Annotated in this window: 19 protein-coding genes; 9 read left to right on the forward strand and 10 right to left on the reverse strand. The window is 64.7% G+C overall.

Annotated elements, in window-relative coordinates; all coding sequences use genetic code 11:
- Position 1: 1 nt before the first annotated feature.
- The 3 genes from CXK94_RS20300 to CXK94_RS20310 form a co-directional block, all read right to left on the reverse strand.
- The gene (locus CXK94_RS20300) at positions 2 to 793 is read right to left on the reverse strand and encodes an ankyrin repeat domain-containing protein (RefSeq protein WP_102895654.1); all 792 of its coding nucleotides are present in this window, start codon (positions 791 to 793) and stop codon (positions 2 to 4) included.
- The gene (locus CXK94_RS20305) at positions 790 to 2,496 is read right to left on the reverse strand and encodes a SagB/ThcOx family dehydrogenase (protein ID WP_102895655.1); all 1,707 of its coding nucleotides are present in this window, start codon (positions 2,494 to 2,496) and stop codon (positions 790 to 792) included. Before CXK94_RS20305 ends, CXK94_RS20300 begins: the two co-directional genes overlap by 4 nt.
- A 219-nt stretch (positions 2,497 to 2,715) precedes the next feature.
- Positions 2,716 to 3,363, reverse strand: a complete 648-nt coding sequence (locus tag CXK94_RS20310; RefSeq protein ID WP_102895656.1) for a hypothetical protein — start codon at positions 3,361 to 3,363, stop codon at positions 2,716 to 2,718.
- Between the two features lie 207 nt (positions 3,364 to 3,570).
- Between CXK94_RS20310 and CXK94_RS20315 the strand changes: the two genes are divergently transcribed.
- The gene (locus CXK94_RS20315) at positions 3,571 to 4,356 is read left to right on the forward strand and encodes a TSUP family transporter (protein ID WP_037037328.1); all 786 of its coding nucleotides are present in this window, start codon (positions 3,571 to 3,573) and stop codon (positions 4,354 to 4,356) included.
- On the opposite strand, the gene nudC is transcribed toward CXK94_RS20315, so the two are convergent.
- The 7 genes from nudC to CXK94_RS20350 all read right to left on the reverse strand — a co-directional run bounded on the left by nudC (position 4,324) and on the right by CXK94_RS20350 (position 12,233).
- A complete protein-coding gene (nudC, locus tag CXK94_RS20320; RefSeq protein ID WP_102895657.1) occupies positions 4,324 to 5,154 on the reverse strand; it encodes an NAD(+) diphosphatase in 831 nt (276 codons plus the stop codon). The two genes, CXK94_RS20315 and nudC, sit on opposite strands and share 33 nt — an antisense overlap.
- Complete coding sequence (locus CXK94_RS20325; RefSeq protein WP_102895658.1) at positions 5,154 to 6,839, reverse strand: ferrous iron transporter B; 1,686 nt, start codon at positions 6,837 to 6,839, stop codon at positions 5,154 to 5,156. Before CXK94_RS20325 ends, nudC begins: the two co-directional genes overlap by 1 nt.
- Before the next feature lie 37 nt (positions 6,840 to 6,876).
- Entirely contained in the window at positions 6,877 to 7,689 is an 813-nt protein-coding gene (locus CXK94_RS20330) for a crotonase/enoyl-CoA hydratase family protein (protein WP_102895659.1), read from the reverse strand.
- A 182-nt stretch (positions 7,690 to 7,871) separates the two neighbouring features.
- On the reverse strand, positions 7,872 to 10,124 hold the full coding sequence (locus CXK94_RS20335; RefSeq protein WP_102895660.1) for an Orn/Lys/Arg decarboxylase N-terminal domain-containing protein: 2,253 nt from the start codon (positions 10,122 to 10,124) through the stop codon (positions 7,872 to 7,874).
- 74 nt (positions 10,125 to 10,198) lie between these two features.
- Complete coding sequence (gene dnaQ / locus CXK94_RS20340) at positions 10,199 to 10,942, reverse strand: DNA polymerase III subunit epsilon (protein WP_102895661.1); 744 nt, start codon at positions 10,940 to 10,942, stop codon at positions 10,199 to 10,201.
- Positions 10,943 to 10,956: 14 nt separating this feature from the next.
- On the reverse strand, positions 10,957 to 11,412 hold the full coding sequence (rnhA, locus tag CXK94_RS20345; RefSeq protein WP_037037311.1) for a ribonuclease HI: 456 nt from the start codon (positions 11,410 to 11,412) through the stop codon (positions 10,957 to 10,959).
- 65 nt (positions 11,413 to 11,477) lie between these two features.
- On the reverse strand, positions 11,478 to 12,233 hold the full coding sequence (locus tag CXK94_RS20350; protein WP_102895662.1) for a class I SAM-dependent methyltransferase: 756 nt from the start codon (positions 12,231 to 12,233) through the stop codon (positions 11,478 to 11,480).
- A gap of 378 nt (positions 12,234 to 12,611) precedes the next feature.
- Here CXK94_RS20350 and gloB point away from each other — a divergent pair, with 378 nt between their 5' ends.
- The 8 genes from gloB to fabI all read left to right on the forward strand — a co-directional run bounded on the left by gloB (position 12,612) and on the right by fabI (position 23,703).
- Positions 12,612 to 13,391 carry a hydroxyacylglutathione hydrolase gene (gene gloB / locus CXK94_RS20355; protein WP_102895663.1) on the forward strand — a complete coding sequence of 260 codons (780 nt, stop codon included), beginning with the start codon at positions 12,612 to 12,614 and terminating at the stop codon, positions 13,389 to 13,391.
- 101 nt (positions 13,392 to 13,492) lie between these two features.
- On the forward strand, positions 13,493 to 15,049 hold the full coding sequence (locus CXK94_RS20360) for a LysM peptidoglycan-binding domain-containing protein (RefSeq protein WP_180984461.1): 1,557 nt from the start codon (positions 13,493 to 13,495) through the stop codon (positions 15,047 to 15,049).
- Between the two features lie 400 nt (positions 15,050 to 15,449).
- Positions 15,450 to 17,276: an extracellular solute-binding protein gene (locus tag CXK94_RS20365; protein WP_102895672.1), complete on the forward strand. Its 1,827-nt coding sequence runs from the start codon at positions 15,450 to 15,452 to the stop codon at positions 17,274 to 17,276.
- Positions 17,273 to 19,168, forward strand: coding sequence for an extracellular solute-binding protein (locus CXK94_RS20370; protein WP_102895664.1), 1,896 nt, complete (start codon positions 17,273 to 17,275; stop codon positions 19,166 to 19,168). Before CXK94_RS20365 ends, CXK94_RS20370 begins: the two co-directional genes overlap by 4 nt.
- A 2-nt stretch (positions 19,169 to 19,170) precedes the next feature.
- Entirely contained in the window at positions 19,171 to 20,244 is a 1,074-nt protein-coding gene (locus tag CXK94_RS20375) for a microcin C ABC transporter permease YejB (RefSeq protein ID WP_037037305.1), read from the forward strand.
- A 1-nt stretch (position 20,245) separates the two neighbouring features.
- On the forward strand, positions 20,246 to 21,265 hold the full coding sequence (locus tag CXK94_RS20380; protein WP_102895665.1) for an ABC transporter permease: 1,020 nt from the start codon (positions 20,246 to 20,248) through the stop codon (positions 21,263 to 21,265).
- Position 21,266: 1 nt separating this feature from the next.
- On the forward strand, positions 21,267 to 22,928 hold the full coding sequence (locus CXK94_RS20385) for an ABC transporter ATP-binding protein (protein WP_102895666.1): 1,662 nt from the start codon (positions 21,267 to 21,269) through the stop codon (positions 22,926 to 22,928).
- Entirely contained in the window at positions 22,909 to 23,703 is a 795-nt protein-coding gene (fabI, locus tag CXK94_RS20390) for an enoyl-ACP reductase FabI (RefSeq protein WP_037037299.1), read from the forward strand. Before CXK94_RS20385 ends, fabI begins: the two co-directional genes overlap by 20 nt.
- The last annotated feature ends 203 nt before the right edge of the window (positions 23,704 to 23,906 follow it).

Genomic DNA, 23,906 nt, shown 5'->3' on the forward strand with positions numbered 1-23,906 from the left:
CTCAGGCAGCGGTATGACGCAGCAGTTTCAGGCAGGCAACGGATGCCGCCAGCTCCACGGCACGCATGTCGTCGAAATTCTTCAGCTGAGGGTCTGCCCCCGCCTCCAGCAATAGCTGCAACAGTTGCGGCCGATCGCTGGAAGCGGTGTACATCAGCGCCGTGGCGCCGGCGTCGTTGCGGTTGTCGAGCTCGGCCCCGGCGTCGATCAGGTCCTGCAGCAGTCCAGCGTCGCGGGAAACACAGGCCAGCCACAGCGCGGTATTGCCGTCATCGTTGCGGGCATGGACGTCCACCCCGAAACCGAGCAGCTCCCTGGCCAAGGCGCGCTGCCCCTGCAGGGCGGCCCGCATCAACGGTGTCAGGCCGTGCAGGCGCGGTGCATCGAGGTTGGCAGGATCGAATTGCCATTCGGCGAGGAAGGCCAGCAGCTCGGGACTGCCGGTTGTTCCGGACACGTTCGCGGAGGGTTCCAGCAACGCGGTGGCCAGCGGCCGGTAGCCGCCGTCGACGCTGTAGACCCTGCGGAAGCGAAAGTCGGAAAACATCTGGGCGAAGGTCCTGCTCGCGTTGCCGTGGTAGCAATAGATCAGCACTGGCGCATCCTTGGCCAGGCGATCGAGCCAGACCGCCACGCGGTCCTCGCTCAGGTGCATGGCACCTTCCAGGTGCTCTTGCCTGTAGCTGTGGGCATCACGCACATCGAACAGGGCCAGGCCCGGCTCGGAGCGGATCAGGACCGCGGCGTCGGGCGCGCACAGGCATTGATATGGAAACCGTTCGGCACTGCTCATGGGAATCTCCCTTCTGTCGGTCCAGGGGTGTCGCGTTGGCTGTAGGCGGGCGCGCTCTCGATGCGTGAATCCAGCACCGGCAGACCAACGGTGAAGTGGTAGAGGCTCTGCCAGGCGTCGTCCTGCAGGCCCAGCAGCTCATGTACAGGGTCGTCGAAGAAACAACCGATGCCGGTGCCGCGAAGGCCCCGGGCCTCGGCTTCGAGGTAGAGCACCTGGCCGAGCAGGCCGGCTTCGCGATGCAGGCTGCGGTAGGCCGCGGGCCCCTGTCGGCGCAACGTCCCGTCGAATTCGGCGAGCATGCCGAGGGCGAAACAGGCGCCGGCAGCGATCTCCTGGTGGCAATGCAGGCTGCGCGAGATCCGCTGCAGCATTCCCGGCTCCATCTCCTCGAGCAGCAGCAGCGTGTCGAAGCCGGGCACCGGTTCGAGCCGCAGCCGCTTCGCCAAATGGGGCTTCAGGCTGGCCAGCAGGGCATCCGTGCGGGGTAGCAGGTAAAGGCCGGGAGCCAGCTCCTCGACATGCCTCACGAACAGGACCAGGGCTATCCGCGGCGTGCCGTCGAGCGCATCCCAAGGCAGCTGCGACGTGGGCCGAAGGCGAGCCAGCAGCGTGGCGAAACAGGCCAGGCTCATACGGTGGTTACGGTCGAAGCGCTTGGCGCTGCGGCGGTTGCCCAGCAGTTCTCCGGCCGCCACGGCGCCGCCCCATGGTTCCGATTGCACCGATGCAGCCGGCGCCAGGAGCGGCACGGCAGGCTCCACCGGAGCATCCTCACGGCGGGTCGCCGCGGCTATCTCGGCGATGCTCGGCCATCGGTACAGTGGATACCGATCGATGGCGGAAGCCAGCCCATGCCAGCATGCCGTCTCCGCCAGGGCACGAAGTTCGGCGGTCGTTACAGGCGGCGGCGCACCATCCGAAAACCCCAGCGAGAGCAGGACTTCACTCTCCTCACACTCGGTATCCGGCCAGCGGTGGGCCGGGAATTCCTCCAGCCGGTCCACACCGGCAAGCCGCGCCAGTGTCGCATTGCCGACCTGCGCCTGCTCCTGCAATCGCCAGCCGAGCACCGCGGCGGCATAGCGCAGCGCCCCCACTGCGTGCCCGACGTCCAGCTGGCAGTAGCGAAAGGCCCGTTCTCCGTATTTCCAGGCCTCGCGCCACATCACGGAAGTCAGCACGATCGCCAATCTGGGGGTGCCGGTTTCGACGGTATGCCGGGCCCGCAGCTCCAGCGCGTGATCTTCGGGGCGATAGTGATAGAGGCCATTCTCCAGCCCCGCGACGCCGGCAACCCACAGGTAGGCTTCGGTCGGATGCAGATTGCCGCTGGAGGGATTGGCCCGCACCGTCCAGCGGTCAGGGCCAAGCGTTTTCCAGGCGCTGAGCCCGAGGGAGAGCTGCAACAGGGCGCCGATACCATGCAAGTCGGGCCGCAGGGCCTTGGCATCGACGGCATCCAGGCTTCGGAAGGGCCGCTGCAGCGCCTGCTGCAACGCGCTACCGGGCGGTGCCGTGGCCAGCAGAGGCAGCCTGATTTGCGGCGCCCCCTGAAAATGGCGAAATGCCGCGGGCTGCGCCTCCCAGTCCAGCGTCTCCGGGCCAGCGGCATATCCGGCGAAACGGTGCTTGCTGCGTTGGTGATAGGCATGCACCGCGGCACGCGCCGCGGTGCATTCGGACAGGTCCTGGCTCGGCATGGCTCGCTCTTCCGTTCGTCTCTGCGAGACGCTTCGGCAAGAGCGATACCAACGCGTCAGACCACATGATTCGGGGGTTCAGGGAAACCGGCATTGTCGGCTTTGCGACACGCGCAGGTGGGGTGGCGGGAAACACATCCAGTCGTTCAGTATGCTGAACGGGAGGATCACCAACGCCAGGCCCGGCCAGCAGGCCCGCGCTCCGATCCTGCCGTCGGATTACCAGTCCTGCATGGCCTGGGTCGCGGCCTCATTCATCGGCCTGGCCAGCAGCCCGGTGGGGGCCAGATCGACGGCATAGACCGCTCCATCGGCAATCGGCATGGAATTGACACGCAAGGCCTGCGCCTCGAAAAAGAACAGATCATGCTGCCCCAGTTGCAGCCATTGCCATACGTCCACACCCAACGGCTTGTCCGCCAGCGCAACCTGGCCATGGCGAGCTCGATCCTGCTGCTCCACAGCGAGATAGCGTCCGGAGAGACGCTCCAGCCGATAGCCGGACTCCAGCCCGATCAGCTCGGCCAGGCTTTTCCAGCGAAGCACATGAAGATCGAGCTGCCACAGATCGCCTTCCAGGATGACCGCGCGCGCCTCCTGGCCCTGCTGCAAGCTGACCTCGTAACGCTGCGCCCCCTGAGCCTCGAAACTCAGCGTAGCCAGTGGCTGGTCGGCGGGCAGCGGCACATAGCGACTGACATCGTAGGCCACCAACCCGATCACCCCGGCGCACGCGAGGATCAGAAAGCCACAGGTGCCGCGCAACCAGCCGAGAAACCAGCGACCACCCAGCAGCAAGCGCAGCGCGACCAGCAACACGATCACAGCCAGTAGCGCGACCACAACCGCGAGCCCTAGATATTGCATGACCAAGCGTCCTTTCCAGTGAGTGCGCCATTATCCGCAGAGCCAATCCGAGCGGCCAGCACCGGCGTGGGACGGCGATCACGAGTCGGCATAGTTCTTTGAATGCGCGCGGGCCATGCCGGCTACGGGCGCACATAAATCTGCTATCGCCATGCCTGTCGCGGCATTATCCTGCCCTCCCCTTGCCTGTCGTTCACCGAGTGCTGCATGCCGTTCACCCTCGAGCTCACGCTGGATTTCTCCACCCTGGCCATCCTGATCATGGTCGCCTTCACTGCAGGCTTCATCGATGCCATCGCTGGCGGCGGCGGCTTGCTCACCATCCCCGCGTTGCTCACCGCCGGCCTGCCACCACACCTGGTACTGGGAACCAACAAGTTGTGCGCCACCTTCGGCGCGGCCACGGCCAGCTACACCTTCTACCGTCGCCGGCTTTTCGAACCCGGGCTCTGGCGCCGCGCCCTCGCGGGCACCACCATCGGCGCGGGGCTCGGCGCGGCGCTCGCGCAGTTCATGCCGGCGAGCTGGTTGAACCAGGCCTTGCCCCTGGTGGTATCCGCCTGCGGCATCTATTTGCTGTTCAGCCGCCTGCCAGAAGCCTCCGCCAACGGTGCGCAGCGCATCGGCCGCAACCGGCAATGGCCACAGAGCCTTTCACTGGGGTTCTACGATGGTGTCGCCGGCCCGGGTACCGGCGCCTTCTGGACCGTCAGCAGCCTGCTGCTCTATCCGCTTGATCTGCTGCGCGCCAGCGGCGTGGCACGCACCATGAACTTCGTCAGTAACGCGGTGGCCCTGACGGTATTCATCATCGGCGGCCATGTCGCCTGGGTGCTCGGCATCGGCATGGGACTGGCGCTGATGGGCGGCGCGTATCTGGGGGCGCATACGGCCATACGAGGCGGTTCCCGGTTCATTCGCCCGGTGTTCATCCTGGTGGTCCTGGCGATGAGCCTGCGCCTAGCCTGGCAGCACTGGGTCGGGACGGCCTGACCGACGAGCCAGGTAGAGCTCGATCAGATAGCGTGCGATGGACTGGCGTGCGGGCAGCGCCGGCAGCCGGTCGATGGCGAACCAGCGGGCATCCTCGATCTCCTCGGGCTGCGGCACGATTTCACCGCCGGCATACTCGGCATGGAAACCCAGCATCAACGAGTGTGGAAATGGCCAGCCCTGGCTGGCGATATAGCGCGGCATGTGGATGGACACACCCACTTCTTCGCGGACCTCACGTTCGACGCATTGCTCGACCGACTCGCCAGGTTCCACGTACCCCGCCAGCGTGCTGTAGACACCCGGAGCAAAGCGCGGCGAGCGTGCCAGCAGCAGCTCGTCGCCACGCGTCACCAGGACGATCATGCTGGGCGAAAGCCGTGGATATTGCTGGGCGCCGCAGGCGGGACAGTACATCGCCCGCTCGTTCGTTCGCTGCTGCATCGCCGAGCCGCAGCTGCCGCAGAAGCGGTGCTGGCTGACCCAGGTACCGATCTGCGCCGCGTACCCGAGCAGGCGAAATAGATCCTGGTCACCCTCCTGCATGAACTGGCGCAACCCCTGCCAATGCGCACCCGGCACCTCGGCGGGAAAATCCAGTTCGAAAAGAAATACCGCCTCGCCGTCGAAATAGCCCAGGCCCTGCTCGCTCAGCAAGGGCAGCGCCAGGCGCTTGAGCCAATCCCGTGGAAACAGCACGCCGCTGCTGTCGAAAAGAAACTGCTGCCGGCAATGCACCACCGCCCAGCCGCCGGGCATTGCCGGGTCGAGCAGGGCCGCTTGCCAGCGCAGGCTCATCAGGCCGCTACCGGCATGCCCAGGGCACGTACGCTCTCGCTCGCCAGGTCGAGCACGCTGGCACGCGAGTCGTCGCGGCGCAGCACCGCACCGCCCTCCAGGTAGTACTCCAGGCTGGTCAGGGCATCGGCGAGGGTTTCCAGCATCTGCTCGGGCGGCATCTGGTTCGATTCGAGCATCTGTTTCTGGATGAAATCGGCACAGGCCCCGATGAGTTCGGCGGCGCGCTCCTGCTCGAGGAAACGCAACCCGCCCCGCACCGCCTGCAGACTGAACGGCACGTTGGCCAGGTGCAGCTTCTCGCCATTGGATTCGAGATAGGCGGTGATGGCGCGCTTGGCCAACGCCAGCCCGGCCGTCGCCTCGTCGATCACCACGATGCAGGCTTCGGTCAGTTGGTGGTTGGCAAAGGCCTCAGCCTCCATCCCGGGCCGCGCCACTTGCGGCTTGGCTTCACGACGGTCGCCGCGCTCCAGGCTGGCGACCATGCTTTCGACATACAGCACCGCATCGGCGAGTCGTTGCAGCGCTTCGGCCTGCGGCGCCTGTTCGAGACTCCAGCCGGACACGCCTGGCAACTGCGCCTGCAGGGTACTGGCCGCCGAAGACAGGCCGACCATGCCCAGCGTCTTGGCCATCTTGCCCAGCAGATTGTGCAGATTCGAATAGGCCTCGGCCTGAGCCGTTCCACGCTCGATCAGGTCCAGCAGATCCTTGAGGCTGGCGAGTTCCTCGCGGATCGCCGAGGACAGCGAACGCATCACCGCCTGCCCGGGCCCGGCAAGGCGCTGGGATTCATCCTCGAGCAGGTGGTCGGTGAACGGCAGCGGGCCCAGCGAGAATACCTGGCGCACCTGGCTGGCGACCGGGCCATTGCTGTCCGCCAGGGCGACCACGTAGAGCAGCTCCTTGAGCAGGCTGCGCGGCGCCTCGTATGCGGCATTGCCGACGATGATCTGTTTCAGCTCCCGGTCCAGTCGGGAAAATAGCTGTTTGCGCGACTTTCGCGGCAAAAGCTGGCCATCCAGTTGGGCTTCTATCGCGGCGCTGCCGATCCAGCACAGACGGCTGGCCGGCGAATTGACGAACAGGTGATCGAGACGACTGAGCGCCCGCCCCATCAGCTTCAGGCTGGCCGGCAGGTTCTCCTCGCGGATGAAGCCAAGCAGGCCGATCTGGTACATCTGGCGCAGGCGCCGGGCCTCAGCGCGGGATACACCGCCGGCGCGCGCCGCTACCTCGACGGCCGGACGGGCATGGTCGAGGCGGACGCTGAAGAAGAAGCTCTCGGGCAGTGGCGGCTGTCCGCAGGCCAGGCGCAGGACATTGATGGCCGGCAACAGCAGTTCGGGGATTTCCTGGCGGCTGGCGTCGACGCTTTCCAGGTAGCGGCGTAGCACGTACAGCGCGTTGCTCAATGCGGCGAGCTGCATGTCGCGGTCTTCCCCGGCGCCGACAGGAATATCGGTCGCCAGCTGCAACACTTCCTGCGCCAGCAGCTCCGCCCCGGTCAGTTCGATCAGGTTGAGCGTACCGCGCACCTGCTTGAGGTTCTCCACGGCCTGCTGCAGCAGGCCGCCATTATTGCGATCGATGATGAAGTGTTCGAGGCTCTGTTCCGCCTCTTCCATGGTGGCGAACAGCTCGTCGCGAACCAGGCCGAGTGAAGTAGCTCCAGTAACCATGCCTAGTGCGCCTCCCGCGCAAGGTTGAAGTGGCGCATCAGTCGGCGAAATCCGGCTTCTGTTTGCTCATGTGGGCGGCGATGGCGACCTTGAGGTCCGTCGATTGCAGCATGGCCGCGTTCCAGGTGGCGATGTATTCGAGACCGTCGTCGACACGATGGTCGCGCATGTAGCGGATCATTTCCTTGGTGCCACGGATCGCCACCGGCGACTTGGCGGCAATTTCGCCGGCCAGGCCAAGAACGGCTTCCATCATCGCCTGGTGGTCGGCATAGGTGCGGTTCACCAGACCGATGGCACGGGCCTCCTCGCCATCGATGGTACGCCCGGTGAACGCCAGCTCGCGCATCATGCCGTCGCCGATGATGCGCGGCAGGCGCTGCAGGGTACCCACATCGGCCGCCATGCCCATGTCGATTTCCTTGATGGAAAACTTCGCATCCGTCGTGCTGTAGCGCATGTCGCAGGCCGAGATCAGGTCGATCGCGCCGCCCAGGCAATAGCCCTGGATCGCGGCGATGACCGGCTTGCGGCAGTTATCCACGGCGTTGAAGGAGGCCTGCAGGGAAAGAATCTTGCGGCGCAGTTGCTCGGCGTTGCGCCCCACGTCGCTGCCCAGCTGGCTGCCGGCTTGCGCCAGCAGCTGCAGATCGATACCGGAGGAAAAATGCTGGCCGGCTCCGCTGAGAACCACGACGCGCACCGCGTCGGTGGCATCGATCCAGTCGAAGATATCGATGATTTCCGACCAGAAGTCGGCATTCATCGCGTTGATCTTCTCGGGCCTGTTGATCACGACCCGGGCAATCTTGTCTGCCAACTCTACGCGGAAGGCTTGGTATTCGGTCACGCTATCATCCTCGACAGCAAGGGCGCATGGAAAGCATCGTGCAGGCGGCCTGCAACGACGGTGGGCCACTATAACAAGTGGCACCGCGCCGGGTGAATGTCGATGCAGACGATGTGAAACAGGCCACGCCGTCAAGCGCCCCGCATAGCGGGCATCCCGACTGGATACGCGCGCGGCGGGTCTCAATCCTCACGGATGCAGTCAACGGTGTATTCGCCGGCGTTCACCGCGAGCTCGTGCTGCAGCCCATGCACATCGGCATCGAAACCGGGAAAGCGCTCGGCGAAATCCCGGGCGAAGCGAAGATAATCCAGAATCGAGCGGGTCTCCCGGGTGAATCGCTCGCCCGGCATGATCAGCGGGATGCCCGGCGGATACGGCACCAGCATCACGGCGGCGATACGCCCTTCCAACGCCTCGATCGACACGGCCTCGACCTCGCCGCGCACCAGCTTGTCATAGGCCTCCGACGGCGTCATCGCCGGCTCGGGCAGCGCCGTGTACATCCGCCGCATGGCCTTGGCCGTGGCGTTCTCGCAATAGCAGGCATGCAGCGCATCGCACAGATCGCGCAGCCCCAGGCCGGCATAGACGGCCGCTCCCCGGCGGGCAATCGAGGGCAAGGCATCGACCAGGGGCGTATTGGCGTCGTAGTGGCGCTTGAACTCCAGCAGCTCGGTCAACAACGTGCTCCACTTACCCTTGGTGATGCCCATCGAGAACAGCACCAGCATCGAGTACAGGCCGGTCTTCTCCACCACCAAGCCCCGTTCCCAGAGAAACTTGCTGACCACCGCCGCGGGGATGCCACTGTTTCCCAGTGTTCCGGACGCCGTAAGCCCGGGCGTTACCAGGGTGACTTTGATCGGATCGAGCAGCACGTAGTCGCTGGCGACATCGCCGAAACCATGCCAGTCCGCCATCGGTTCCAGCAGCCAGTCCGGCGTTACCAGCGCCTCGGCGCCATCGACCAGCGGCGGCTGCCAGATGCTGAACCACCAGTCGTCGGCATCGATGTGCTGGCGCAGGTTGGCCAGCGCCCGGCGGAAGCTCAACGCCTCGTCGAAGGTCTCCTGGATCAGCGAACGGCCGGCAGGTCCCTCCATCATCGCCGAGGCCACGTCCAGGGAGGCCAGGATGCCGTACTGCGGCGAGGTGGAGATATGCATCATGAAGGCTTCATTGAAGCGATCGCGATCCAACTGGCGCGTCTGGCTATCCAGCACATGGATCATCGAGGCCTGGCTGAAGGCCGCCAGCAGCTTGTGCGTCGAGTGGGTGGTGAACACCAGCGGCCCCTGCTCGCGCGTATCCATGCCGTAGCGGCCATCGTAGAACTCGTGGAATGCCGCATAGGCGTACCAGGCCTCGTCGAAGTGCAGCACCTCGACGCTGTCCATCAGGGTTCGCTTGATCAGGTTGGCGTTGTAGCACAGGCCGTCGTAGGTGGAATTGGTCACCACCGCCAGCTTGACCTTCGCCGGTCCCCCGCGGGCCAGCGGGTTGGCGGCGATCTTGGCCTGGATCGATTCGCGGCTGAACTCCTCCAGCGGGATCGGCCCGATGATGCCCAGCTCGTTACGCGCCGGGCTCATGTACAGCGGTATCGCGCCGGTCATGATGATCGCGTGGAGGATGGATTTGTGGCAGTTGCGATCCACCAGCACCAGGTCGCCGCGCGCCACCATCGAATGCCAGACGATCTTGTTCGCCGTCGAGGTGCCGTTGATCACGAAGAAGGTGTGGTCGGCGCCGAAATTGCGCGCCGCACGGGCCTCCGCCGCCGCCAGCGGCCCGGTGTGGTCGAGCAGCGAGCCGAGCTCCGGCACCGAGACCGAGAGATCCGAGCGCAGCGTGTTCTCGCCGAAGAACTGGTGGAAGGCCTGCCCCACGGGACTCTTGCGATAGGCCACGCCGCCGCCGTGGCCGGGCGTGTGCCAGGAATAGTTGGACTCGCCGGTATGCTGCACCAGGGCGCGGAAGAACGGCGGCAGCAGGTCCTCGAGGTAGTTGCGCGCCGCTCGCGCGACCTGCCGGGCGAGGAACGGCACGGTGTCCTCGTAGAGATAGAGCAACCCGCGCAGTTCGTTGAGATCGGCCATGGCCTCGGCCGGCGCATTCTCGATGGTGACCTGCTCGCCGAGGGCGAAGATCGGCAGGCGCGGCGCACGATGCCGGGCCACCCGGATCAGTTCCACCACGTCGTGCAGCAACCGCTGGTTATCGCCGGCACCTTCGGCCGCAACCAGGATGCAGGCCAGGCCGTGGTGGGTCGAGGCAACGATACGACCTTCGCTGGAGCTGGCCGTGGGCAGGATGGTGAAGCCGTCGCGCTCCAGTTCGGCAGCGATGCCGCGTATGCGCTCGCCGGCCACGGTGTCGGCCTTGATGTCGCGATGGACGATGAGGATGGGGAATTTCAGGTCTTTATACATGCGCGCGCTCTGCGAACGATTCACCTACAGGGTAGAAGCGTCCGCAGCAAAGCGACAGCGCAGCGCGCCCGGCCTCAGGCCGGGGTAGAGGTCTCGGTTTCCAGCTGCAGCCACAGCGGCGCCGCCCCGGCCGCCTTCTCGATGGCGGCCATGCGCGCCATGTGCGCCGCGGCCTCTTCCTCGCTGGCACGCAGCACGGCGGTGCGCGGCCGGTCCGCCGGCAACCGGCGAATCGGGCTCGGTTGCGGCCGGCCGCCATCGGCGCTCTCGCCATCGCCGGCCAGCGACAGGTTGGTCTGGCCGCCGGTCATGGTCAGCCAGACGTCGGCGAGAATCTCCGCATCGAGCAAAGCGCCGTGCAGGTCGCGCCCGGAGTTGTCGACGCCATAGCGCTTGCACAGGGCATCGAGGTTGTTGCGCTGCCCGGGGTGGCGTTCGCGCGCCATCAGCAGGGTGTCGAGCACCGTGCAGTGGTCGGTGATCTCCGCCCGTTCCTGCTGGCCGAGCAAGGCGAACTCGTTGTTGATGAAGCCGAGGTCGAACGCCGCGTTGTGGATGACCAGTTGCGCGTCCTTGATGAATTCGAAGAACTCGTCGGCAACGTCGCGGAAACGCGGCTTGTCGAGGAGGAACTCGTTGGTGATGCCGTGGACGGCGATCGCGCCCTCGTCCACCTCGCGATCGGGCTGCAGGTAGACGTGATAGTGCCGGCCGGTCAGGCGGCGGCCGATGACTTCGACACAGCCAATCTCGATGATGCGGTGGCCATCGGTTACCGGCATGCCGGTGGTTTCGGTATCCAGCACTACGCTGCGCATACGGTTTCGCTCACTTACACAATCGGTTGTCGTTTGGCCTGGACCACGCCGCGATTGGCCAGCAGGTCGGCCTGCTCGTTGCCCGGATGGCCGTTATGGCCGCGGACCCATTCCCAGCTCACCTGGTGGCGATTGACCTGCTCGTCGAGCTGCTGCCAGAGATCGGCATTCTTCACCGGCTGCTTGCTGGCGGTTTTCCAGCCACGCTTCTTCCAGTTCGGCATCCAGTCGTTGATGCCTTGCATGACGTACTGCGAATCGGTGACCAGGCGCACCTTGCAAGGCCGCTTGAGTTCGGCGAGGGCACGGATGGCGGCCATCAGCTCCATGCGGTTGTTGGTGGTATCCGCCTCTCCGCCCCAGAGCTCGCGCTTGACGCCCTTGTACACGAGCAATGCGCCCCAGCCGCCCGGACCGGGATTGCCCTTGCAGGCGCCGTCTGTGTAGATCTCGACCCAATCGTCGCTCATGAAGATTACTTGCCTTGTCTATCGGGCCACGGCAGCCGACGCGGTATCCAAATGCCCGGCAGCGGCTATTCCGCGTCGCGACGGCTGACCTTCGCCACCGGCATCGGCAGCAATTGCCCCATGCGCTCGCGCCGCTGCTGGCGCAAGGGCCGCAGGCCGATCATCAGCTTGCGCGCCACCAGCAGGTAGAAGCCGCCGGTCGGCGCCTGCAAGCGCTGCCCCAGCGTTTCGAGCCGCGACAGGCGGGCCTGCCAGTCGTTCGAAGAAAGCGGCGGACAATAGCATCCGAAGCGGCGTTTCTCCAGCGCGAATCCCAGCAGATTCAGCCAGTCGCCTACCCGCGAGGGACGAATGCAGCGCGCCTCGCGCAGCACCTCGCGCGAGAGCAGATGGCGCATGCCCCAGGCGCTCCAGGGGTTGATGCCGACGATCAGCAAATGCCCGCCGGGGCGCACCCCGCGGGCGGCTTCGCGCAACAACCCATGCGGCGAAAGGCTGAAGTCCAGCGCATGCTGCAGCACCACCACATCGGCGGCGTGCTCACCGAGCGGCCAGGCCTGTTCCTCGCAATGAATTTCCACCCCGGGCAGGGGGGCACCGAGACGAACGCTGCGCTTGATGTGCTGCGGCGCCACCGACGCTCCGGCGAATGGGCCATTGTGGATCAGGTAGCTGCCGAAACAACGGCTCAGCTCCTCGTTCAGCACGTGCTGTTCCTGCGCCAGCAGCTGCTGCCCGAGAGGCCCCTCGAACCAGAGGCTGGCCTGGTCGATCAGGGACCGCCAGGAATCGCTGCATTGGGTGGACGGTTGATCGTTCATCGCTTGGCTCCGTTCGTCGCGCGGGCTCGCTCGACGATGAGTTCGCTCGGGTTCAACTTTCCCATTGGCCTGCTAGGGTCTGTTCCCGTTTCATTCGCGGCCGCGCCGGAGCCTGTTTTACCGCGAGGCAAGGCACGAGATGCGAAGTTTAGTCGGCTAAATGAGCCATCGAGTAACGCCGCATCGCGGTAAAACAGGCCCGGCCCTTCGGGTTGCGCGGGAAATAGCCCCCGCTGTCGTTGCAGGACTTGGCAAGGGAATGACCATTACCTGCGTCCTGCGCCTAACCGGGGGCTATTTCTCGCAGCAACGCGGCTTGCGATGAAACGGGAACAGACCCTAGGATGCGCCTTTGCCACAGACTTGGCGACCCGCCCCATGTTGAAGATCGAAGCCCTCCCCGCCTTCACCGACAACTATATCTGGTTGCTCCAGGACGAGGCCGCCCGGACCTGCGCCGTGGTCGACCCCGGTGACGCCGCCCCCGTACTGGCCTGGCTGCATGCCCATCCCGACTGGCGGTTGAGCACGATCCTGGTGACTCACCATCACCACGACCATGTCGGTGGCGTGCAACAGCTCAAGGCAGCCACCGGAGCCCGGGTCTACGGACCCGCCGCCGAGAACATTCCGGCCTGCGACGAGGCGCTCGGCGACAACCAGCGCATCGAAGTGCTCGGGCAGGACCTGCGGGTCATCGCGGTTCCCGGGCATACGCTCGGGCATATCGCCTACTTCCATGCCGATACCGAGCAGCCCTGGCTGCTCTGTGGCGACACCCTGTTCGCCGCCGGTTGCGGCCGCCTGTTCGAGGGCACCGCTGCGCAGATGTTCGATTCCCTGCAGCGTCTGGCCCGCGCGCCCGACAACACCCTCATCTATTGCACCCACGAATACACGCAAAGCAACCTGCGCTTCGCCCAGGCCGTCGAGCCGAACAATCCGGAGATTGCCGAGCGGGTACGGGAAGTAGCCCAGTGGCGCGCCGCGGACCGTATCAGCCTGCCGACCACGCTGGAAATCGAACGGGCCACCAACCCCTTCCTGCGCAGCGCTATCCCCGCGGTTCGCGAAGCTGCCGAGCAGCACTGCGGCAGCCGCCTGGGCAGCGACGTCGAGGTTTTCGCGACCCTGCGCGCCTGGAAGGATCGATTCTGAACAAGGTCGACGAGTTCCCGAAACGGGACGGGCAAGCTTGACCCCATCTGGGTGCATTCCTAGAATCCCCGGAATTTTGATTCCGGGGAAACCTCCAGCCAATGCCGCCAGCTCCCAAGAAACGCCACGAACCGGACGCCTTGGCAGCCTCTGGTCGCGCATTGGCACTCGCCCTCTGCATCGCCCTCGCGGGCTGTCAAAGCAACGCCCTGCGTGACGATTCGTTCGAGCAGACCAGACGCCAGGCGACGGCGGTGGAACAGGAGCCCATCTGGCTGACGGACGAGACCGCCTCAGCGCTCCACAAGGATATCTGGGAACGCATCCGCGAAGGCTACAAGCTTCAGGAACACCTCGAAAACAATCCCCGCATCGAGCAACAGCGCCTGCTGTTCGCCAGCCGCCCCAACGACATAAAGATCGCCAGCGAGCGCGGCAGCCCCTACATCCATTACATCGTCGAGCGGCTGGAAGAGCGCGACATGCCGCTCGAACTGGCGCTGCTGCCGATCATCGAAAGCTCCTATGACCCCTTCGCCTACTCGCCGGCGCACGCGGTAGGGCTCTGGCAGTTCATTCCCGCCACCGGTCGTCACTTCAACCTCCGACAGACCAGCTGGTACGACGGCCGTCGTGACATCACCGCCTCGACGAATGCCGCCCTGCGCTACCTGAGCTACCTGCACGGGCTGTTCAATGGCGACTGGCTGCTGGCGCTGGCGGCCTACAATGCCGGCGAAGGCACCGTCAGCCGGGCGATCGAGCGCAACCAGAAACTCGGCCTGCCCACCGACTACTGGAACCTGCCGCTGCCGCGCGAGACCCGTGACTACGTGCCGAAGCTGCTGGCACTGTCCCAGCTGATCGAGGCACCCGAAGCCTACGGCATCAATCTGAGCCCGATCGCCAACGAACCCTACTTCGAGGTCATTGCGCTCAAGCAGCGCATGGACCTGGCGCGCGTCGCCAAACTGGCGGATCTCGACGAGGACGAGCTGTACCAGCTGAATCCGGCCTTCACCCGCCGCATCACCCTGGACGGCCCGCAGCAGTTGCTGGTGCCCCTGGAGAAGGCCGAGATGCTGGCGGCCAACCTGGCACTGATGAAGCCGCAGGAACTGGTCGATTGGCAGCAGTACCGGGTCCGCGCCGGCGATACGCTCGGCGCCATCGCCAACCGGCACCACCTGACGGTCAACATCATCCGCGACATCAACCGACTGCAAAACAACACACTGCGTATCGGCCAGGTGCTCAGCCTCCCCATCAGCAGCGATGCCAACACCTCACGCGAGCTCTTGCATGCGGTGGCCCGGCAACCGGCCTCGACTCCGCGCAGCTACCGGGTCAAGTCCGGCGACAACCTCTGGGACATCGCCAAGGCCCAGGGCGTATCGGTGCGCGACCTGCAACACTGGAACAACCTTTCCGGCAGCCAGCTCAAGGTCGGCCAGGCGCTGTTCCTGCAAGGACCGGCCGTTGCCACAGCGAAAAGCAAGGGTGGCTCGCCGACCTACTACAAGGTGCAGAAAGGCGACTCTCTGTACCAGATCGCCAAGCGCTTCAACGTCCAGCTGAACAAGCTGAAGATCTGGAACCCGAAAGGCACCGAAGTATTGCGTCCCGGCCAGTTGCTGACCCTTTATCTGCCGAACTGATCCCTGGCTCACTCCTGGCGGCAAGAATCTGGAGCCTTGTGGCCGTGCACCCACCACGGGTCCGGCGAAGCCCGGGGGGGGCTTTAGGAGCCCGCTTACGGGCGACCCACCACAACGCCGATGACCGCCCGCCGGCAAGCCGGCTCCCCCGGGGCAGCGGGTACATGCCGCCTTCCTGGGGAGAGTGACCTCAGGCGAGATGCTGACCCCGGGAGGGCTGAAGTCCACCCTACTGCCCCGCCTCGACAGCCGACGCGGACATGGCCTTCGCAAAGCCACCCGCCAACGCCGTTCGCGCCCCCATGGCAGGCAGTTTGTCCAGCCTTTTTCCTGCGCATACAAGCTGTTACTGTACCGGCCCGAGAAGCCCGAAAGCGCCATGGATCGGATTCCCCGTCTGATGCGATTGCTGCCCCTGTTACTAGCCTGTCTGGCCTTGAGCTTTCCCGCCCTCGCGACCATCAGCGAAAGCCATGGTTATGCGCAGTTCGGCACTCTTAAGTACCCAGCCTCCTTCACCCACTTCGACTGGGTGAATCCCCGTGCGCCCAAGGGTGGACGGGTCAAATTGATGGCTGCCGGCACCTTCGACACCCTCAATCCCTACACCTTCAAGGGCACCAGCCCGAGCGCGACGCCGGGTTTCCTGCAGTACGGCATCAGCGAGCTGAACGAGCCGCTGATGGTCGGCACCGGCCTCTACGATCCCTCCGGCGACGAACCCGCTTCCAGCTACGGCCTGATCGCCGAGTCGGTGGAGTACAGCGACAACCACAGCTGGGTGGTCTTCAACCTGCGCAAGGAGGCCCGCTTTCACGATGGCAAGCCGATCACCGCCTACGACGTGGCGTTCTCCTACCGGCTGCTGATCCGCGACGGCCATCCGCAATACCGCACCAACCTGCGCGGAGTGGCGCGTGTCGACATCCTCAACCGCCACCGCATCCGCTTCATCTTCGAGCAGCCCGATTCGTTGCTGATCATGCGCCTCGGCGAACTACCGGTGCTGCCGCAGCACTATTGGAAGAACCGCGACTTCAAGGCCACCACCTTCGAACCGCCGCTGGGCAGCGGCCCCTACCGCATCAGCCGGGTGCAACCCGGACGACAGGTGGTGTTCGAGCGCGTGCGCGACTGGTGGGGCGCCAAACTGCCGGTGAATCAGGGCAAATACAACTTCAACCGGATCGAGGTCGAGTTCTACCGGGACAATGTGGTCGCCTTCGAGGCATTCAAGGTCGGCGAATTCGATTTTTATATCGAGCATCAGGCGAAAAACTGGGCGAACGGCTATCAGTTCCCGGCGGTGATGCGCGGCGACGTCATCCGCGCCGAAATCCCCCATCAGATTCCGACCCAGACGCAAGCGCTGTTCATGAACAACCGCCGCCCGGTCTTCGCCGATATCCGCGTGCGCGAAGCCCTGGGCTTGATGTTCGATTTCGAATGGACCAACCGGGCGCTGTTCTACGATGCCTATCGCCGTAGCGAGAGCTACTACCCCAACAGCGACTTCACCGCCACCGGCAAACCGGAAGGCGGCGAGTGGCTGCTGCTCTCGCCCTATCGCGATCAGTTGCCGGCGAAGCTGTTCAGCGAGCCCTTCGCGCTGCCGAAAACCGACGGGCGTGGAATCCCGCGCGAAGCCCTGCGCCGTGCACTCGGCCTGCTTGCCGAAGCCGGCTGGAAACCCTCGGATGCCGGCCTGCTGAATGCTGCCGGGCAGCCGCTGCAATTCGAGATATTGCTGGTAAACCCGCGCCTGGAGCGCATTCTCCAGCCCTACGTGGAGAACCTGGCCCGTATCGGCATCCAGGCCTATCTGCGCACCATCGACAGTGCACAGTACAAGCAGCGACTCGATCATTACGACTACGACATGATCCTGATGACCCTGGCACAAAGCCTGAGCCCGGGCATCGAACAATACCTGTACTTCCATTCCAGCCAGGTCGACGTCAAGGGTGGTCGCAACTATGCCGGCATCGCCAATCCGATCGTCGACGAACTGCTGGCCAAACTGCTGGCCGCGCAGACTCGTGACGAACAGGTGGCTGCGGCCCGCGCCATCGACCGCGTACTGCTGTGGAACCACTACACGATTCCGAACTGGTTCATCAGTAACCATCGCCTGGCGTATCGTAATCGGTTCGCCCACGTCACCACACCGCCCTACACGCTGGGGCTGCACGCCTGGTGGCTGAAGAGCTTGGAGAAGGCCAAATGAACGACCACAAGCGCCATCCGCTGCTTCGCGCCGGCCTGCTGGGCCTGCTCTGCCTGGCCGGCCTGATCGAGGCGGCACCCCGCCACGCCCTGACGCTGTACGACGAGAAACCCAAGTACCCGGCCAATTTCAGCCATTTCGACTACGCCAACCCGGATGCCCCGAAGGGCGGTACCTTGCGCCAGGCCGGCTTCGGCAGCTTCGATTCGCTCAACCCCTTCATCAACAAGGGCGTCGCGGCGGACGACATCGGTCTGGTCTACGACACCCTCACGACCAACAGCCTGGACGAACCCTTCACCGTCTACGGCCTGCTGGCCGAGAAGATCGAGAGAGGCCCGAACAACAGCTGGGTACGCTTCCATCTGCGCCCGCAAGCGCGCTTCCACGACGGCGAACCGGTCAAGGCCGAAGACGTGGTCTTCACCTTCGAAACCCTGATGACGCAAGGTGCTCCGCACTACCGCGGCTACTATGCCGACGTGGAAAAGGTCGTGGCGGAAAGCCCGCGGCGCGTGCGCTTCGATTTCAAGCATGCCGGCAATCGCGAACTGCCCTTGATTCTCGGCCAGCTACCGGTGCTGCCCAAGCACTGGTGGGCCGAACGTGACTTCACCTCGGGGAACCTGGAGCCACCGCTGGGCAGCGGGCCCTACCGCGTGGAACGTGTCCAGGCCGGGCGGTCGATTCGCTATGCGCGCGTCGAGGACTACTGGGGCAAGGACCTGCCGGTGAACCGCGGCTTCTACAACTTCGACCACCTGACCTTCGACTACTACCGCGACAATACCGTGGCACTACAGGCCTTCAAGGCCGGGCATTTCGACTACTGGTTCGAGACCGCCGCGAAGAGCTGGGCAACCGCCTATGACATCGCCGCAGTCAGGGACGGCAGGATCGTCAAGGAAGAGATCGCCAACCACAACCCCACCGGCATGCAGGGCTTCATCTTCAACATCCGTCGCCCGACACTGCAGGATCGCCGCGTACGGGAGGCGCTGGGACTGCTGTTCGACTTCGAATGGACCAACCGCCAATTGTTCAACGGTGCCTACAGCCGCACCCGCAGCTATTTCGACAACTCCGAACTCGCCTCTTCCGGGCTGCCCGACAAGGAAGAGCTCAAGGTGCTGGAGCCGCTGCGCGGCACGATCCCGGACGAGGTTTTCGAAAAACCGTTCGAACTGCCCCGCACCCAGGCCAACGGCGTGATCCGCGAGCAGCAGCGCCAGGCCTACCGCCTGCTCACCGAGGCCGGCTGGCGGGTCGAGAACGATCGCATGGTCGATGCCGACGGCAAACCGGTGAAGCTGGAATTCCTGCTGGTGCAGGCCGAGTTCGAGCGGGTCCTGCTGCCCTACAAGCGCAACCTGGCAGACCTCGGCATCGAGCTGGAGATCCGCCGAGTGGACGTCTCGCAATACATCAACCGGCTGCGCTCGCGCGATTACGACATGATCGTCAGCGGCTTCGGCCAGTCCAACTCGCCGGGTAACGAGCAACGCGAATACTGGCATTCGGCGAGCGCGGACAATCCCGGCAGCCGTAATTTCATCGGTCTCAAGGACTCGGCGATCGACACTCTGGTCGAGGGGCTGATCGCCGCCGACTCGCGCCAGGAGCTGATCAGCCATACCCGTGCGCTGGATCGCGTGCTGCTCTGGGGCCACTACGTGGTACCCAACTGGCACATCAAGACCTGGCGCGTGGCCTACTGGAACCACCTAGCCCACCCGGCCGTCACGCCGAAACAGGACATCGGCCTGATGACCTGGTGGCGCAAGCCGGATGCGGCCGTACCCGTCGCCGATCCGGCAGAAGCCCAGAAGGCCGAGAAAGCCGGCGCCCCCGCGCCTGCAGCGGTGCCCGATGACGCCGAGGCGGAGCGCTGAGCATGCTGGCCTATATCCTTCGCCGACTGCTGCTGATCATCCCTACCCTGTTCGGCATCCTGCTGATCAACTTCATCATCATCCAGGCCGCGCCGGGCGGTCCGGTGGAACAGGCGATCGCCAAGCTCGAGGGCTTCGAGGGTGCCACCAGCCGTATCGCCGGCGGCGGCTCGGAAGTCGCCGTGGGCGGCACCAGCTATCGCGGCGCACAGGGCCTGGATCCCGAACTGATCGCCGAGATCGAGCGCCTGTACGGTTTCGACAAGCCGCCGGCCGAGCGCTTCTGGATCATGCTCAGCAACTACCTGCGGCTGGATTTCGGCGAAAGCTTCTTCCGTGACGCCAAGGTCACCGACCTGATCGTCGAGAAGATGCCGGTCTCCATCTCGCTGGGACTGTGGAGCACGCTGATCATGTACCTGGCGTCGATTCCGCTGGGCATCGCCAAGGCCACCCGCCACGGCAGCAAGTTCGACGTCTGGACCAGTTCGGCGATCATCGTCGGCTACGCCATCCCGGCGTTCCTCTTCGCCATCCTGCTGATCGTGCTGTTCGCCGGCGGCAGCTACTGGAACTGGTTTCCGCTGCGCGGGCTGACCTCGGCCAATTTCGACGACCTGACCCTGGGCGGCAAGATCATCGATTACTTCTGGCACCTGGCGCTGCCCGTCACCGCCCTGGTGATCGGCAACTTCGCCACCCTGACCCTGCTGACCAAGAACAGCTTCCTCGACGAGATCAACAAGCAGTACGTGATCACGGCACGCGCCAAGGGTTTGAGCAAGAATCGCGTGCTCTACGGCCACGTCTTCCGCAACGCCATGCTGATCATCATCGCCGGCTTCCCGGCCGCCTTCATCGGCATGTTCTTCACCGGCTCGCTGCTGATCGAGGTGATCTTCTCCCTCGATGGCCTCGGCCTGCTCAGCTTCGAGGCGGCGATCAACCGCGACTATCCAGTGGTGTTCGGCACCCTCTTCCTCTTCACCCTGCTCGGCCTGGTGGTGAAGCTGATCGGCGACCTGACCTACACGCTGGTCGACCCGCGCATCGATTTCGAAAGCAGGGAGGCCTGAGATGCAGTTGTCCCCCCTCAACCGGCGACGGCTGGCACTGTTCAAGGCGCACAAGCGCGGCTGGTGGTCACTGTGGATCTTCCTCGCGCTGTTCGTGCTCAGCCTCGGCGCGGAGATCATCGCCAACGACAAGCCGATCGTGGTGCGCTACGACGGCGAATGGTTCTTCCCGGTGTTCAAGCGCTATCCGGAGACCGCCTTCGGCGGCGAATTCCCGCTGCAGGCCAACTACAAGAGCCCCTACATCCAGGAGCTGATCGCCGCGAAGGACGGCTGGATGATCTGGCCGATCATTCCCTTCAGCTATTCGAGCATCAACTACGAGCTGCAGGTGCCGGCGCCGGCCCCGCCTTCGCTGGAAAACTGGCTGGGCACCGACGACCAGGGCCGCGACGTGCTGGCCCGGGTCATCTACGGCTTTCGCATCTCGGTGCTGTTCGCCCTGACGCTGACGCTGATCAGCTCGGTCATCGGCGTGATCGCCGGGGCGCTGCAAGGCTTCTACGGCGGCTGGGTCGATCTGGTCGGCCAGCGCTTGCTGGAGATCTGGTCGGGCCTGCCGGTGCTCTATCTGCTGATCATTCTGGCCAGCTTCGTGCAGCCCAACTTCTGGTGGCTGCTGGGCATCATGCTGCTGTTCTCCTGGATGAGCCTGGTGGATGTGGTGCGTGCCGAATTCCTGCGCGGACGCAACCTCGAGTACGTGCGCGCCGCCCGCGCGCTGGGCATGCAGAACGGCGCCATCATGTTCCGCCACATCCTGCCCAACGCCATGGTCTCCACCATGACCTTCATGCCCTTCATTCTCACCGGCGCCATCGGCACCCTCACTGCACTGGACTTCCTCGGATTCGGCCTGCCGGCCGGGGCGCCGTCGCTGGGCGAACTGGTCGCCCAGGGCAAGGCCAACCTGCAGGCGCCCTGGCTCGGTATCAGCGCCTTTCTGGTGCTGGCGATGATGCTGACCCTGTTGGTGTTCATCGGGGAGGCGGCGCGCGATGCCTTCGACCCAAGGAAATGACATGACCGAGCATTCGATTGGCGAGAATCTGGTCGAGGTCCGCAACCTGGCCGTCGAGTTCGTCAGCGGCGATCAGCTCCAGCGCGTCGTCGAGGGCGTGAGCTTCGACATCCGCAAGGGCGAGACCCTGGCGCTGGTCGGCGAAAGCGGCTCGGGCAAATCGGTCACCGCGCATTCGATCCTGCGCCTGCTGCCCTACCCGCTGGCGCGGCATCCACAGGGGCAGATCCAGTTCCACGGCCAGGATCTGCTGCAGTCCAGCGAAAAGGCCATGCGCGGTATCCGCGGCAACCGCATCGCCATGGTCTTTCAGGAACCGATGACCTCGCTCAACCCGCTACATACCGTAGGCAAGCAGATCAACGAGGTGCTGGAGATCCACAAGGGGCTGCGCGGCAAGGCCGCCTCCGCCCGCACGCTGGAACTGCTCGAACTGGTCGGCATCCCCGAGCCACGCACGCGCATCCGCGCCTATCCGCACGAGCTGTCCGGCGGCCAGCGGCAACGGGTGATGATCGCCATGGCGCTGGCCAACGAGCCGGAGCTGCTGATCGCCGACGAACCGACCACGGCGCTCGACGTCACCGTGCAGCTGAAGATCCTCGAACTGCTCAAGGAACTGCAAGCGCGCCTGGGCATGGCGCTGCTGCTGATCAGCCACGATCTCAACCTGGTCCGGCGCATCGCGCACCGGGTATGTGTCATGCAGCGCGGTCGCGTCGTCGAACAGGGGTTGTGTGAAGAACTGTTCCGCTCACCCCGGCATCCCTATACCCAGGAATTGCTCGCGGCCGAGCCCAGTGGCGGCCCCATCGCGGTAGAGGATGCGGCGCCAATACTGGAAGTGGACGACCTGCGCGTATGGTTCCCGATCAAGAAGGGCCTGCTGCGGCGCACCGTCGACCACATCAAGGCGGTCGACGGCGTGAACTTCAGCCTGCCCCGGGGGCAGACGCTGGGCATCGTCGGCGAAAGCGGCTCCGGCAAGTCCACGCTGGGCCTGGCTATCCTCCGCCTGCTCGCCAGCCGCGGGGACATCCGCTTCCAGGGCCAGCAGTTACAGGACCTGTCACAGCGCGCCGTGCGGCCGTTGCGGCGGCAGATGCAGGTGGTCTTCCAAGACCCCTTCGGTAGCCTGAGCCCACGCATGTCGGTCGGGCAGATCATCGGCGAAGGGTTGCGCATCCATCGGATGGGAACCGCGGCGGAGCAGGAACAGGCAATCATCGATGCACTCGTGGAGGTAGGTCTCGATCCGGATACCCGGCATCGCTATCCCCACGAATTTTCCGGCGGACAACGGCAGCGCATTGCCATTGCCCGGGCTCTGGTGTTGAAACCGGCGCTGATCCTGCTCGACGAGCCGACCTCGGCGCTCGATCGCACGGTACAGCGCCAGGTGGTGGAGCTTCTGCGCTCGTTGCAGGCCAAGTACAACCTGACCTATCTGTTCATCAGCCATGATCTGGCGGTGGTCAGAGCCTTGAGCCACCAGATGATGGTGGTCAAGCAGGGCCAGGTGGTGGAACAGGGGGCGGCTGCTGCGATTTTCGCCGCACCGCAACATCCGTATACACAGCAGCTGCTGGAATCCGCCTTCATGGCGCCCGGCACTGCCGAACAACCAGAAGAGGGACAAGCACATGGGATTTCTCACCGGTAAGCGCGTACTGATCGTCGGCGTCGCCAGCAAACTGTCGATCGCCTCGGGCATCGCCGCCGCCATGCATCGCGAAGGTGCAGAACTGGCTTTCACCTACCAGAACGACAAGCTCAAGGGCCGCGTAGAAGAATTCGCCGCCGGCTGGGGCTCGGGCCCCGAGCTGTGCTTCCCCTGCGACGTCGCCAATGATGAAGACATCGCCCGTGTGTTCGAGGAGCTGGGCAAGAAGTGGGACGGCCTGGACTGCATCGTCCACTCGGTCGGCTTCGCCCCGGGCGACCAGCTCAACGGCGACTTCACCGAAGTCACCACCCGCGAAGGCTTCAAGATCGCCCACGATATCAGCGCCTACAGCTTCGTCGCCCTGGCCAAGGCCGGTCGCGAGATGATGAAGGGCCGCAACGGCAGCCTGCTGACCCTGTCCTACCTGGGCGCCGAGCGCACCATGCCGAACTACAACGTGATGGGCATGGCCAAGGCCAGCCTGGAAGCCGGTGTACGCTACCTGGCCGGCAGCCTCGGCCCGGAAGGCACCCGCGTCAACTGCATCTCCGCCGGCCCGATCCGCACCCTGGCCGCTTCCGGCATCGCCAGCTTCCGCAAGATGCTGGCCGCCAACGAGAAGCAGACCCCGCTGCGCCGCAACGTCACCATCGAGGAAGTCGGCAACGCCGGCGCCTTCCTCTGCTCCGACCTGGCCTCGGGCATCAGCGGCGAAATCCTCTACGTGGATGGCGGCTTCAACACCACCGCGATGGGCTCGCTGGAAGACTGACAGTCTTCACGCAAACGAAAAAACCCGCATTCTCATGCGGGTTTTTTTATGGGTATTCGTAACCTGGTGTTGAGCTGTAACCGTCCGCCGAACCCATCTCCCCGCTTCTTCCAGATAACGGCATGGTGTCCACCTATTTTTGGTGGACACCATTTCAAGCCACTTTCTGGAGGGTTTCGTGTCTCGACAGCGCCGTACATTTC

Origin of the sequence: Stutzerimonas stutzeri, assembly GCF_002890915.1 — a bacterium.
GTDB classification, from domain to species: Bacteria; Pseudomonadota; Gammaproteobacteria; order Pseudomonadales; family Pseudomonadaceae; genus Stutzerimonas; species Stutzerimonas stutzeri_AF.